A 14,282-nucleotide genomic window follows, 5' to 3' on the forward strand; every position below is an offset into this window, starting at 1 on the left:
ATAAATAGATAGAATCTATTAAAGAAATGGCATCTATCTTGTCCTATTGATAGTGTTTAACTCAAACTATAGAATATAAATCATGAGTATAGACCTTCGCGGTATTAAGTCAGTCCATGAGAGAGGAGAAAATAAAACCATGTATCGTACGGAAACGGACTTTTTAGGAGAAAAATTGATTCCTCGCGGGGCCTATTATGGCATTCACACTCTACGTGCCGCCCAAAACTTTGATGTCTCCAGACAAAAAGTCCATCCTGAACTCATTAAATCGTTGGCAATCGTTAAGCAAGCTGCTGCCGAAAGCAATATGACTATGGGCTTATTAGATAACAATATTGGCAGTGCTATCTTCCAAGCGGCGGGAGACATTGCTGATGGAAAATTTGCTGATGCTTTTATTGTGGATGCTTTTCAGGGCGGGGCAGGAACTTCGACGAATATGAATATGAATGAAGTCATTGCTAATCGGGCCATTGAACTACTAGGAGGAGAAAAAGGGCATTATGATCTTGTCCATCCTCTTGATCATGTCAATATGTCTCAATCGACTAATGATGTTTATCCTACAGCACTCAGGATCGCGGCGATTCGTTTGCTCTTACCACTTTCGGAAGCTTGCGCTACTTTGCAGGGTGCTTTGCAGCGTAAGGAGGAAGAATTTAGTGGCGTGCTAAAATTGGGACGAACGGAAATGCAAGATGCCGTGCCAGTGACTTTAGGTCAAGAATTTTCTGCATGGGCGGAAGCTATCAGTCGTGATCGTTGGCGTTTATATAAAGTCGAGGAACGTCTGCGTAAGGTTAATTTAGGAGGAACGGCAGTTGGTACAGGGATTAATGCACCACGGAAATATAGTTATATTGCCATTGAAAGGCTGAGAAGTTTAAGCGGACTCGGACTAGCGCGGGATGAAAATAGTATTGATGGTACGCAAAATGCAGATGTCTTCGTAGAGGTCTCGGGTATGTTAAAGGCTTGTGCTGCTACTATGATTAAAATGAGTAGTGATTTACGATTATTATCATCGAGTCCTTTTGGTGAAATTAAATTACCAAAACTCCAGGCCGGTTCTTCGATTATGCCTGGCAAAGTTAACCCTGTAATGCCTGAAATGGTAAGCCAAGTTGCCTATCAAGTCATTGCTAATGATCTAGCTATTACCTTAGCCGTGCAAAGTGGGCAACTAGAACTAAATGCTTTTTATCCATTGATCGCAGTTAATTTATTATCATCCCTTGAGTCAATGGCGAAAGCCTTGCGCTTATTCTCAGAAAAATGTATTGTCAATATAGAGGCTATGCCAGAAGTATGTTTGAAACATGTAAAAAACAGCACAGCTCTTGCTACAGTCCTTGCTCCTGTGATTGGTTATGAGAAGGCTGCCCGATTAGCTAAAAAAGCTCTTGATAGCGGTCGGCAGGTCATTGATCTATTAATAGAAGAAAATGTCTTTACCCAGGAAGAAATCTCTGAATTATTACAAGCTCAACAACTTACTCGTGCCGGAGTGATTGGGCAAGATATAAAATGGCAAAGGAGAGATGGTCATGAATAGTACACCAAGAGGTAATCGCTTACATATTGCCTTATTTGGTCGGCGAAATGCTGGAAAATCAAGCTTAATCAATGCCTTAACCAATCAACACGTGGCCATTGTTTCAGATATTGCAGGGACAACCACAGATCCCGTATATAAATCAATGGAGATTCTGCCCTTAGGACCCGTGGTCATGATTGATACGGCCGGTCTTGATGATGATGGTGAGCTTGGACAAATGCGTATTCAAAAGTCTTTAGAAGTATTGTCCAAGACTGATTTAGCCCTCTTAGTCATGGAACCTGAAATCGGTGGGGGAGAATTAGAAGAAAAAATTGTGAACTTATGTCGCGAAAAAAACATTCCGTTAATCGGAATTGTAAATAAAATCGACAGACAGAACATGGATTTATCTCTTCAGGAAAGAATAAAACAACAACTTGGAATAGAAAATTTGGTGATGGTCAGTGCTCTTCATAAAATAGGGATCAGTGATTTGAAAATTGCTTTAGTAAAAACTGCACCAGCTCATTTTGATAACCAGACCATTGTTGGTGATTTATTGAATCCAGGTGATACGGCCGTGTTAGTCACTCCCATTGATTTAGCAGCGCCTAAAGGACGACTCATTTTGCCGCAAGTACAAGTCATTCGAGATGTTTTGGATTGTGATGCCATGGCGTATGTGGTAAAAGAACGAGAATTAAAAGAGTGCATTGCCAATATGAAGAAAAAGCCTCGGATTGTGATTACAGATTCTCAAGCTTTTCTTAAGGCGGATGCCGATACACCGTCCGATGTTTTACTAACATCATTTTCTATTTTATTTGCACGTTATAAGGGGAATTTAGAAGTACTCGTTGAAGGTGCCAAAGCGCTCTTAGCCCTACAGCCTGGTGATAAAGTCCTAATGAGTGAAGGGTGTACCCATCATCGAGTGGAAGATGATATTGGCACTGTCAAACTGCCACGTTGGATTCGCCAGTTTGTAGGAGGAGAAATACAATTTGACTGGGCGAGCGGCATGACGTTCCCTGACAATGTATCACAATATAAACTTGTCGTACATTGTGGTGCTTGTATGCTCAATCGACGAGAAATGTTAGGACGTATTGTCGAAGCGCAGCAGCAAGGAGTGCCGATTGTCAATTATGGAGTAGCGATTGCTGCTCTGCAGGGAATTTTGCCAAGAGCCTTATCACCCTTTCCTTTATTGGCAGAAGGATTAGTGAAAAATGGAGAGTGGTAAAATAAAGACTCTAGAGTATTAAAATTTCTTTATTGGGGTATCTTACTTGTTAGATGCATAGATGTTGATTCAATATTTATTCTATGGACAAGGAGTGGGAAATGCGAACAAAATTTATATTGATTACGGCACTATTATTCCTTGTTCATAGTATCAGTACCTATTATATTGGTTTACGAATTTGGCAATCTATCGGGGTGGCAGTAGCATCTGAACTGGAGAGCTACTACTGGGTTATATTCATATTTTTGTCTGGAACTTATTTTCTAGGCCGAATTGGTGCCATCTACTTTCCCAGTAATTTTAGCGATAAGATGATCTGGAGCGGATGTTATTGGTTAGGATTATCTTTTTACTTATGTTTACTCTGGTTAGGCTATGACCTAGTGCGACTCAGTAATCGATTATTTGCTTATTTACCCGAGATGTTCAATCAGTACCCATTAGAAATTGGCCTATCCATTGTAACCGTTTCCATTGTCCTTGTTATTTATGGTGCTTGGAATGCTTCCAGGCCAATTCTTCGTCATTACGATATCACAATTAATAAAAAAGTAGACGACTATACTCAATTGCACATTGTTGTGATTTCCGATCTGCATTTAGGACTTTTAGTTGGTAAGAAAAAATTAGCAAAAGCGATTGAGATCATTAATCGCTTGAAGCCGGATTTAGTTTTGATGCCAGGGGATATTCTTGACGAAAATATCGGAGCCTTTGTAGAAAATGAAATGCCTGACATGCTGCGAGGCATTCGATCACGTTTGGGCGTTTTTGGAATACTGGGTAGTCATGAGTATATTTATGGTCATTCCGATAAAGCAATTCGTTATTTAGAACAAGCTGGTATTACACTCCTGAGAGATCGTTACATTAGGATTGGAAATCATATTCAGTTAGTTGGTCGTGATGATTTACTAAAAAAAGATTTGGTTGGCACGCCACGCTCTCGTCTTTCAACTATTTTGCAAGGATGTAATCGCAAAGATCCAATCATTTTGATGGATCATCAGCCCGTTGATTTGGAAGAAGCTGAATTACAGGGCGTTGACCTGCAATTATCTGGTCATACACATCATGGACAACTCTTTCCTATTAACTTAGTGACGCAAAAACTTTTTACAATTGATTGGGGATATTTAAGAAAAAAACAGTATCAGATCATCGTATCTTCAGGTTATGGTACTTGGGGACCTCCTATTCGGTTGGGAACTGTTTCTGAAATCGTGGATATTAGGATTAAATTTGCTCCTTAACCCACCACGCCTCTTTACAATGCGTACTAAGGTGGGTCGTTTTATGATGTAAGATAATTTTTTAAAATAAATTATTGTGTGATGAAAGGAGGTATAAAATGAATCCGATTATGAATAATCACATTTCAATTATTGGCGTTCCTTTGGATTTAGGTGCAGACCGCAGAGGGGTGGATATGGGACCTAGCGCCATACGCTATGCAGGGGTGAGGCAGCGACTTGAGACAATCGGTTATATCATTGATGATAAGGAAGATATTCTAGTTCATCGCCCAACTCATTGCCAGTTCGATGAAGATAAATTAAAATATCTAGCTGAAATTGAAAGGGTTAATATTGAACTTCACAAAAAGGTTAGTGAAGAAATCAGCAAAAGATCTTTTCCTTTAGTACTTGGAGGCGATCATAGTATTGCCATTGGAACCATAGCTGGTGTATTGCAACACCAAAAGAACTTAGGTGTTATTTGGTTTGATGCCCATGGCGATATCAATACGCCAGAAACCTCACCTTCAGGTAATATCCATGGTATGCCAGTCGCAGTATCTTTTGGCAATGGTCATGATCGATTGACAGGGATTGGTGGTCATGAAGCCAAATTAGACCCTAAGAAATTTGTCATGATTGGAATTCGAGATTTAGATCCTGGAGAAAAAAAATTGCTTAAAACATTAGGTGTTGCAGTGTATACTATGCATGAAATCGATACACTAGGAATGGCAAAAGTGATGGAAGAAGCTATTAAGATTGTATCTGAAGGCACTGATGGTGTACATGTAAGCTTTGATATGGATGTTATGGACCCATTACATGCGCCAGGTGTGGGAACGCCTGTTGTTGGTGGACTTACCTATCGTGAGAGTCATTTAGCAATGGAAATCATATCTGCAGCGAATATTGTCACGAGCGCCGAATTCGTAGAAGTAAATACAGTGCTTGATCATAAGAATCAAACGGCTAAAGTTGCTGTAGCTCTCATAGGATCACTATTGGGAGAGAGGCTCAAATGATACTTCCCTTCCAAACCAACCTTTGTTATAATAAAGACCAACAAAATAGACTTGCGCATTGATCACGAAAGAGGGTACGCCAATGTATAGCTACTGTATTATACCTGACAATCCACAAAACTTTTTGACTTTTATTACACACCTGCCCATTAAGGAAGAAGATAAGGAACTATTAAGGTGTGCTAAAGTGACGAAAGTTGAAGTTGATACCAATATAAATACTTGGAATATCTTCATGAATGTACCTGGAAAGGTTTCAGAAAAAACATTATTATTCGCTGCACAAAAACTTTGTACTGATTGCGGCTTGAATAAAGTTAATTTCGTGCAAGTTGTTAAAGTATTGGAAGAATATCTATCCAAAGAATGGATAAATTTTATTACAGAAATGTCTAAAGGTGTGTATTCGATTAAACATTTGCTCACCAATGCTCAATGGAAGTTTGATGGTCAGACCTTAACGATTGAAATTGTTGGTGACTTATCAGCAGAAATTTTAGCGACACACAACATTAGGCATACCATGCAAGACTTTTTTTTACAGGAATTTAATCGCAATTGTGAAGTGGAATGTATAACCACCGCTCCTGAAGAACAAGTAATTTGTGCAGATGATTTATTAACACCTGAATATCTGGAAGCTTTAACGGACTACAAGACTCCAAGTGAAACAAAAAGTGATAATCCAGTGATCTTTGGTAGAAATATTAGTAAGGCCGAGGCTTTACCTATGCTTTCTATTCAAGAAGAAGCTCGGAATGTTGTCGTTGAAGGACAACTTATTAATTTTGAGTTACGAGAATTACGTTCGGGACGACAGTTGCTAACTTTTGATGTGAGTGATATGACGGATGGTATTAGTGGTAAAGTATTCTTTGAAGATAAAGACAAAGAACAAATTGCTAAAGTATCAACGGCTTTGAGTAAAGGGATGACCATTAAAGCTAAAGGTACGGTGCAGTTTGATAAATACAGTAATGAATTAGTCTTATATGCGGATAGTATGTGTCGTGTAAACAAAATCTGCCGTATGGATAATGCGCCAACGACAAGAATTGAACTCCATGCTCATACACGAATGAGCAATATGGATGCAATGGTATCAGCAAAAGATCTTGTCAAAACAGCTGCTCAGTGGGGGCATCCAGCAGTTGCCATTACGGACCATGGTGTTGTTCAGGCTTTTCCAGAAGCTCATGATGCTGCCGTTAAAGCTGGTATTAAAGTTATCTATGGTATGGAAGGTTATTTAATTGAAGATGATGTTAAAAAAGCTCGTCATATTATTATCTTGGCACAAAATAGTATTGGACTTCGCAATTTATATCGCTTAGTATCTTTATCTCACTTAAAGTATTTATATAGAACTCCACGCGTTCCCCGTAAGATTTTAAAGGAATATCGGGAAGGGTTATTACTAGGATCAGCCTGTGAAGCCGGCGAGTTGATTCAGGCCATATTGGGCGGGGCTGGTGACGAAGAATTAAAAGAAATTGCTAATTTTTATGATTATTTAGAGATTCAGCCCATTGCCAATAACTCTTTTTTAATTCGTGAAGGAATTGTAGCCAATGAAGAAGGGTTACGAAAAATTAATAAAAAAGTATGTGAAATTGGGTCAGAACTTAATAAAATGGTTGTGGCAACTTGTGATGTGCATTTTTTAAATCCTGAAGATGAAGTGTATCGTCGGATTATGATGGCAGGTAAAGGCTTTAGTGATGCCGATCAGCAGCCGCCTTTATACCTTCGTACAACAGAAGAAATGCTCAATGAATTTGCTTATCTGGGCAAAGATAAATCTTATGAAGTTGTAGTAGAAAATCCAAGACGGATTAACGAATTAATTGATGTCATAAAACCGATTCCTGATGAACTTTATTCACCACAGATTCCTGGTGCAGAAGAGGAAATCCGTTCCATGTCATATAATAAGGCTGAACATTTATATGGAACTCCATTGCCAGATGTTGTTGCGGAACGTTTAAAATATGAATTAGATGGGATTATTAATAATGGCTTTGCTGTTTTGTATCTCATTGCCCATAAGTTAGTAAAAAAATCCCTAGATGATGGTTATCTCGTTGGCTCGCGAGGATCTGTTGGTTCATCTTTTGTGGCGACGATGACGGATATAACAGAGGTAAACCCTTTGCCTCCTCATTGGCGGTGCCCTAACTGTAAACATAGTATCTTTGTTACTGATGGCAGCTATGGAGGTGGTTTTGATTTACCTGATAAAAACTGTCCAGAATGCGGTGCAGAGACTTTAAAAGATGGTCATGATATTCCATTTGCAGTGTTCATGGGTTTCCACGGTGACAAAGTGCCAGATATTGATCTGAATTTCTCGGGGCATTATCAACCTACTGCCCATAAATATACAGAAGAATTATTTGGTAAGGATAATGTATTTCGAGCAGGAACGATTGCGACCGTCGCTGACAAAACAGCCTATGGTTATGTTAAAAATTATTTTAGTGATAAAGGCGTTACCCCAAGGAATGCTTATATTAATGCGTTGATTTCTGGCTGCACAGGAGTAAAACGTACGACAGGACAGCATCCTGGTGGTATCATGGTTGTGCCGCGGGATATGGATGTGCATCACTTTACACCCATCCAACATCCTGCTGATGATAAAACCTCTGGTACAATTACTACTCATTTTGATTATCATTCGATTAGTAGCCGTTTAGTTAAGCTTGATATTCTCGGTCATGACGATCCGACAGTCATTCGAATGTTAGAAGATTTGACTGATATTGATGCAAAAGTCATCTCTCTTGATGATGCAGAGACCATGAGTTTGTTTTCATCCACGTCAGCGTTAGGTTTGACACCTAAGGAACTTGGCAGTACAGTCGCAACTTTTGGTATTCCGGAATTCGGCACAAAATTTGTAAGGCAAATGCTGGAAGATACAACACCGAAAACTTTTAGTGAATTGGTGCGTATTAGCGGTTTTTCTCACGGGACGGACGTTTGGCTTAATAATGCTCAAGATCTGATTAAAGAAGGTACTGCCAAATTATCAGAAGCTATTTCGGCTCGTGATGACATTATGATGTATTTAATCCACAAAGGTGTGGCGCCGCAGCTTTCCTTTAAAGTCATGGAAAGTGTACGTAAAGGTAAAGGCATCAATCCTGATGATGTGGCAAAATTGCGGGAAAAAGATGTGCCTGAATGGTATATTGGCTCTTGTCAAAAAATTAAGTATATGTTTCCTAAGGCTCATGCTGTAGCCTATGTAATGATGGCCTTTCGTATTGCCTATTGCAAAGTACATCATCCTTTAGCGTTTTATGCCTCTTATTTTAGCGTGCGAGGCACTGACTTCGATGCCGATCTTGTACTGCAAGGTCAAACTGCTTTGCGTAATCGACTGGCTGAATACGAAGCAAAAGGTAATACCATTAGTGCAAAAGAAAAAAGCTTGCTAGCAGTCATTGAAGTCGCTTTAGAAATGTATTTGCGTGGTTATACTTTTGAAAGAGTTGATTTATACAAATCAGATGCAACTAATTTTTTAATTGTTGACAATGGATTATTGCCTCCTTTGTCATCGTTGCAAGGTCTGGGTGTAAATGCCGCTCATAACATTGCTTTATGCCGGCAAGGAAATCCCTTCTCTTCCCTTGAGGATTTAAAAGGCAGAGGACGTGTCTCTAAAACCGTCATTGACATATTAAAGAACCATGGCTGTATTGATGATTTACCTGAGTCTGATCAAATGATGTTATTTGGGTAATAAATTTATATTGTAAAAGAAAATGGGTAGTGCTATAATTAACGGTAGTATAATTGTTTTTTTAGCACGGCGAGAGTGGGTATAATACCCACTCTTTCATCTTAGTGGCTATTTTATCCTGCCAAATATAGGGTATAAGCATACATATGATTAGGTAACACTAAGATAGAGAACCATACTTAGGTAGGAGGTATTTTTGTGTCAAAAGAACACATTGAAAATTTAGTAGAAAAGCTTGTTCAAGATATTGTTACTGGTAGCGCAATTGAGCTAGTCGACGTAGAATATGTTAAGGAACGTGAATGGTATTTACGCGTCTTTTTGGACAAAGAAGGCGGTATTGAAATAGAAGACTGCCATTGGGTGAGTGAACAGGTTGAAGCCAAATTGGAAGAAATTGACCCTATTAAAGACAGTTACTATCTAGAAGTTTCTTCGCCAGGACTTGACCGGGCATTACGGAAAGATCGTGATTTTGTTCGTCATGTCGGTGATAAAATCGAAATCAGTACTTTTAAACCGATTAATGGCGAAAAGAAGTTTGTTGGAGTCTTAAAGTGTCTAAATGACGGTAATATAAGTATTGATATTGATGGCACTGAAGTGAATATTCCACGTGATAAAACTTCACAAGTTAGACTATATCTTGACTTTTAATTATGAAAATTGAATAGGAGGAATTTAGGTGAACGCAGAATTTATGCAAGCTTTTGAACAATTAGGCAAGGAAAAGGGGATTGCCCCTGAAGTCTTGTTTGATGCAATAGAGGCAGCGCTTATCTCGGCTTATAAACGAAATTTTAGTTCAGCACAAAATGTGCGAGTATCACTTGATCGTACCACAGGGGTCATTCATGTATATGCAAGAAAGAATGTGGTGGAAGTTACTAAAGATCCACGTTTAGAACTTGATTTAAATGAAGCTCGATTACTTGATGTACGTTATGAGTTAGATGATATTGTTGAAATAGAAGTAACACCGAAAAATTTTGGAAGAATTGCAGCTCAAACTGCTAAACAGGTTGTTGTACAGCGTATTCGTGAAGCGGAACGTGGTATTATTTTTGATGAGTTTTCTAACCGGGAAAGCGATATTTTAACAGGTATCGTACAACGGATTGAACAAAAAAATGTATATATTGATCTTGGAAAAGCAGAAGCAATTTTAGCACCATCAGAACAAATTGCTGGTGAAACCTATAAACATAATGATCGATTAAAAACGTATGTAATTGAAGTTAAAAAAACAACTAAGGGACCACAAATATTAGTATCACGTACGCACCCAGGACTCTTAAAACGCTTATTTGAATTAGAAGTTCCAGAAATTCATGATGGAATTGTTGAAATCAAATCAGTGGCTAGGGAACCAGGTCTACGTTCAAAATTTGCAGTCCATTCTCGTGACGAAAACGTTGATCCTGTAGGTGCTTGTGTAGGTCACAAAGGTATGCGAGTACAAACAATTGTGAATGAGCTCCGCGGTGAAAAAATTGATATTGTAAAATGGAATACAGATCCAGCAAAATATATTGCTAATGCACTCAGTCCTGCAAAGGTTGTTAGTGTCGAAATTAATGAAGTTGAAAAAATTTCTAGAGTTGTTGTGCCTGATTATCAATTGTCGTTAGCCATTGGTAAAGAAGGTCAAAATGCTCGTCTTGCTGCGAAATTAACAGGTTGGAAAATTGATATTAAGAGTGAATCACAAGTTCAGAGTAATGAATAGGAGGTTTGTATGGTAATACAAAAAAAAACTCCTCAACGTTTATGTGTTGGTTGCCAAGAACTAAAAAATAAAAAAGAGTTATTACGAGTCGTGCGTACACCCAATGATGAAATTGTATTAGATGTTACGGGCAAAAAATCAGGGCGTGGAGCATATGTATGTTCTAATGAGCACTGTTTAGCGAAAGCCTTTAAAGAGAAAAGGTTGGAACGGGCATTAAAACGAGTGATTGATACACAAGTATATGAGCAGTTAAGTTCGGAGCTGGGCAAATGATCAATCAGCAAAAAATTACTTCACTACTTGGTTTAGCACAAAAAGCTGGCAAAATAGCCTCCGGAGAATTGGCTGTTGAAAAAGCAATAAAATCAGGTCAGGCTAAACTAGTCATCATTGCCACAGATTGTTCGGCGGCCACTAAGAAAAATTATCGCGATATGGCTACATATTATCATGTAGAACTTTATGAGGAATTTTCAAAAGAAGAATTAGGTGCCTGTATTGGTAAAGTGTACCGTGCAGCCTTAGCAGTTATTGATGCAGGCTTTAGTACAGCACTCAAAAAATTGCTCAACAATGAATGATGGAGAAAACCTTAGTCGCACTGACTTGGAAATAGAAAAATAATTTCTGTTTCTGTAAAAAAATGGAGGTAGATGAATGTCCAAATATAGAATATATGAATTAGCCAAAGAATTTAACACTGAAAGTAAAGTGATTATTGATATTTTAAATCGCAATAATATGGAAGCAAAAAATCATATGAGTAGTGTAGGTGATGATGCGAAAACCCTTATTACTAGAACTTTTGCTCATAAAATGAATCCAGTAGTACCAGGGGCTCAAAATACTGTAGCACCAACACCCCAAGCTCCTCAAGGACAACAACCAGTTCAACCAGCGCGTCCTATGGCGAATAACACTCATGGGCAACGTCCTTTCAATAATGGACAGCAAAACCCTGGACAAAATCAGCAACGTCCTTTCAACAATGGACAGCAAAACCCAGGACAAAATCAGCAACGTCCTTTCAATAATGGACAGCAAAATCCAGGACAAAATCAGCAACGTCCTTTCAATAATGGACAGCAAAATCCAGGACAAAATCAGCAACGTCCTTTCAACAATGGACAGCAAAACCCAGGACAAAATCAGCAACGTCCTTTCAACAATGGACAGCAAAATCCAGGACAAAATCAGCAACGTCCTTTCAATAATGGACAGCAAAACCCTGGACAAAATCAGCAACGTCCTTTCAATAATGGACAGCAAAACCCTGGACAAAATCAGCAACGTCCTTTCAATAATGGACAGCAAAATCCAGGACAAAATCAGCAACGTCCTTTCAATAATGGACCACAAAACCCTGGACAAAGTCAGCAACGTCCTTTCAATAATAATAATCAACAAGCACGAACAAATGCAAGTCCGCAAACATCTTCTCAAGGTAGACCCCCAGCGGCTAATAAATTTGCACAAAATACAAATCGCCCACCTGCCAATAATAGTGGTTTTAGAAATCAAGGGGCAGGTAATTTTAATAAAAAACCTCAACAAAATCGTGGTGGGCATCAACCACGTGGACCATTGGCACCTAAAGTAGAACCGCCAAAACCTAAGAATATTAAACTTGGCGAATCAATCGCTGTTAACGAACTTGCTAGTAAACTTGGTATGCAAATCGGTGAAGTGATCAAAAAGCTAATGATGCTTGGCATTATGGCTACCATCAACCAAGACCTTGACTTTGATACTGCATCTTTAGTAGCAAGCGAATTTGGTGTTGAAGTACTTGAACTTCCACCTGAAGAAGATCCTACTGAAATTGCTGAAGTGGAAGATGATGCTGCTACTCTTGTGTTAAGACCACCAGTTGTTACGGTAATGGGTCATGTCGATCATGGTAAGACCTCATTATTGGATTCCATCCGTCAAACTCATGTAACATCACAAGAAGCTGGCGGGATAACCCAGCATATTGGTGCATATAAGGTTACTTGCCAAGGAAAACCCATTGTATTTCTTGATACACCTGGTCATGAAGCATTTACTGCAATGCGTGCCCGTGGTGCTCAGGTAACAGATATTGCTATTTTGGTTGTCGCTGCTGATGATGGTGTTATGCCTCAAACCATTGAAGCAATCAACCATGCTAAATCCGCTAATGTACCAATCATTGTAGCTATTAACAAAATTGACCGTCCAGGTGCTAATCTTGATCGTATAAAACAACAATTATCTGACCATGGTCTTGTTTCAGAAGATTGGGGTGGGGAAGCCATTATGGTTCCAGTTTCCGCCAAAATGAAAACAGGAATTAATGAATTGTTGGAAATGATTCTCTTAGTTGCTGAAATGCAAGAAATTAAAGCTAATCCTAATCGTCAGGCGCTTGGCACGATTATTGAAGCCAAATTAGATAAAGGTCGTGGCCCAGTGGCTACCGTGTTAGTACAAAAAGGTACACTCCACATTGGTGATACGATTATTGCAGGTACTGCTTATGGTAAAGTTCGGGCAATGGTTAATGATCGCGGTGAAAAAGTGAAGAAAGCCGGTCCATCTACTCCTGTAGAAGTGCTTGGTCTAGCTGATGTACCGCAAGCTGGCGATGTACTTGTTGCTGTTGATGAAAAAATTGCACGGGCTGTTGCGGAAAAACGGATTGCTAAAAAACGTACGGATGAATTAATGCAGTCACAAAAAGTTTCATTAGATGATTTGTTTAAACAAATTCAAGATGGTAATATTAAAGATCTTAACATTGTTATTAAGGGCGATGTACAAGGTTCCGTTGAAGCATTGCGCCAGTCGTTAATTGGTTTGAATACAGATAATGACGAAGTACGGGTTAACATTGTGCATGCTGGTGTTGGTACGATTAATGAATCAGATGTTATGCTTGCTTCTGCAGCCAATGCATTAATCATCGGTTTTAATGTTCGTCCTGATGCCAATTCACGTAAAGCTGCTGTTGCAGAAAAAGTAGATATTCGAATGTATCGGATCATTTATGAAGCCTTAAATGATGTTAAAGCTGCTATGACAGGAATGCTCGCACCGACCTATAAAGAAGTCATTCAAGGGCGCGTAGAAATACGTCAAATCTTTACCATTTCTAAAGTTATTATTGCTGGAGCCTATGTATTAGAAGGTAAAGTGTTCAATTCTTCTCAAGTTCGTGTGATACGTGATGGTATTGTTCTTCATGAAGGTCCGCTTGAATCCTTAAGACGTTTTAAAGATGACGTTAAAGAAGTGGCTGCCGGATATGAATGTGGTGTTACTGTTGATAATTTCCGCGATCTTAAAGAAGGCGATATTCTTGAAGCGTTTACGATGGAAGAAATAAAACCTAAGGGTTAAAAAAGAAGGTCAGATAGATATGGGACAACTCCGAGTTGAAAAAGTTCAAGAACTTATCAAACAAGAAATTAGTAAAATTGTTTTAACTGAAATCAAAGATCCACGAGTTGGCTTTGTTACCATTACGCAAGTTGAAGTAACGGGTGACTTACTCAGTGCAAAAATTTATGTTAGCTTAATGGGCAGTGATGAACAGAAAGCTAATACCTGGAAAGGATTACAAAGCTCTTTGGGGTATATGCGTTCGGAGATCGGTAAACGCATTCGCATGCGATTAACACCCACGTTGTCATTGCATCTTGATGAATCCTTAAATTATAGTGCTCATATCCAAGAATTGTTACTTAAAATCAAAGAGGAAGAGAGTAAACAGTAAAC

General features: G+C 38.9%; 11 protein-coding genes. All 11 read left to right on the plus strand.

Translation table 11 applies throughout. The annotated features are described in order from the left end of the window. Positions 1-139: 139 nt before the first annotated feature. Positions 140-1,558 (plus strand): aspartate ammonia-lyase, encoded by a 1,419-nt coding sequence (locus ACAN52_RS03650; protein ID WP_378952380.1) that lies wholly within the window; start codon positions 140-142, stop codon positions 1,556-1,558. Next, entirely contained in the window at positions 1,551-2,789 is a 1,239-nt protein-coding gene (gene hydF, locus ACAN52_RS03655; RefSeq protein WP_378952383.1) for a [FeFe] hydrogenase H-cluster maturation GTPase HydF, read from the plus strand. The genes ACAN52_RS03650 and hydF overlap by 8 nt, the downstream gene beginning before the upstream one ends. A 101-nt stretch (positions 2,790-2,890) precedes the next feature. Further along, on the plus strand, positions 2,891-4,045 hold the full coding sequence (locus tag ACAN52_RS03660) for a metallophosphoesterase (protein WP_378952386.1): 1,155 nt from the start codon (positions 2,891-2,893) through the stop codon (positions 4,043-4,045). 98 nt (positions 4,046-4,143) lie between these two features. Next, positions 4,144-5,055: an arginase gene (rocF, locus tag ACAN52_RS03665; protein ID WP_378952389.1), complete on the plus strand. Its 912-nt coding sequence runs from the start codon at positions 4,144-4,146 to the stop codon at positions 5,053-5,055. An 82-nt stretch (positions 5,056-5,137) separates the two neighbouring features. Beyond that, complete coding sequence (locus ACAN52_RS03670) at positions 5,138-8,809, plus strand: PolC-type DNA polymerase III (RefSeq protein WP_378952392.1); 3,672 nt, start codon at positions 5,138-5,140, stop codon at positions 8,807-8,809. Between the two features lie 198 nt (positions 8,810-9,007). Continuing rightward, positions 9,008-9,466, plus strand: coding sequence for a ribosome maturation factor RimP (gene rimP / locus ACAN52_RS03675; protein WP_378952395.1), 459 nt, complete (start codon positions 9,008-9,010; stop codon positions 9,464-9,466). A gap of 28 nt (positions 9,467-9,494) precedes the next feature. Next, positions 9,495-10,538 carry a transcription termination factor NusA gene (nusA, locus tag ACAN52_RS03680; protein WP_378952398.1) on the plus strand — a complete coding sequence of 348 codons (1,044 nt, stop codon included), beginning with the start codon at positions 9,495-9,497 and terminating at the stop codon, positions 10,536-10,538. Positions 10,539-10,547: 9 nt separating this feature from the next. Continuing rightward, the gene (rnpM, locus tag ACAN52_RS03685; protein ID WP_378952401.1) at positions 10,548-10,814 is read left to right on the plus strand and encodes an RNase P modulator RnpM; all 267 of its coding nucleotides are present in this window, start codon (positions 10,548-10,550) and stop codon (positions 10,812-10,814) included. Next, positions 10,811-11,122 carry a L7Ae/L30e/S12e/Gadd45 family ribosomal protein gene (locus ACAN52_RS03690; RefSeq protein WP_378952404.1) on the plus strand — a complete coding sequence of 104 codons (312 nt, stop codon included), beginning with the start codon at positions 10,811-10,813 and terminating at the stop codon, positions 11,120-11,122. The genes rnpM and ACAN52_RS03690 overlap by 4 nt, the downstream gene beginning before the upstream one ends. Positions 11,123-11,198: 76 nt before the next feature. Beyond that, positions 11,199-13,904 carry a translation initiation factor IF-2 gene (gene infB, locus ACAN52_RS03695; protein WP_378952407.1) on the plus strand — a complete coding sequence of 902 codons (2,706 nt, stop codon included), beginning with the start codon at positions 11,199-11,201 and terminating at the stop codon, positions 13,902-13,904. Positions 13,905-13,923: 19 nt separating this feature from the next. Further along, entirely contained in the window at positions 13,924-14,280 is a 357-nt protein-coding gene (rbfA, locus tag ACAN52_RS03700; protein WP_378952410.1) for a 30S ribosome-binding factor RbfA, read from the plus strand. The last annotated feature ends 2 nt before the right edge of the window (positions 14,281-14,282 follow it).

The organism is Pelosinus sp. sgz500959 (genome assembly GCF_042610375.1).
GTDB lineage: Bacteria > Bacillota > Negativicutes > DSM-13327 > DSM-13327 > CTSoil-075.

Excerpts from the sequence above, each read along its gene's own strand:
- ACAN52_RS03650 (WP_378952380.1), top strand. The coding sequence starts at position 140 with ATGTATCGTACGGAAACGGACTTTTTAGGAGAAAAATTGATTCCTCGC.
- hydF (WP_378952383.1), top strand. The coding sequence starts at position 1,551 with ATGAATAGTACACCAAGAGGTAATCGCTTACATATTGCCTTATTTGGT.
- ACAN52_RS03660 (WP_378952386.1), top strand. The coding sequence starts at position 2,891 with ATGCGAACAAAATTTATATTGATTACGGCACTATTATTCCTTGTTCAT.
- rocF (WP_378952389.1), top strand. The coding sequence starts at position 4,144 with ATGAATCCGATTATGAATAATCACATTTCAATTATTGGCGTTCCTTTG.
- ACAN52_RS03670 (WP_378952392.1), top strand. The coding sequence starts at position 5,138 with ATGTATAGCTACTGTATTATACCTGACAATCCACAAAACTTTTTGACT.
- rnpM (WP_378952401.1), top strand. The coding sequence starts at position 10,548 with ATGGTAATACAAAAAAAAACTCCTCAACGTTTATGTGTTGGTTGCCAA.
- ACAN52_RS03690 (WP_378952404.1), top strand. The coding sequence starts at position 10,811 with ATGATCAATCAGCAAAAAATTACTTCACTACTTGGTTTAGCACAAAAA.
- infB (WP_378952407.1), top strand. The coding sequence starts at position 11,199 with ATGTCCAAATATAGAATATATGAATTAGCCAAAGAATTTAACACTGAA.
- rbfA (WP_378952410.1), top strand. The coding sequence starts at position 13,924 with ATGGGACAACTCCGAGTTGAAAAAGTTCAAGAACTTATCAAACAAGAA.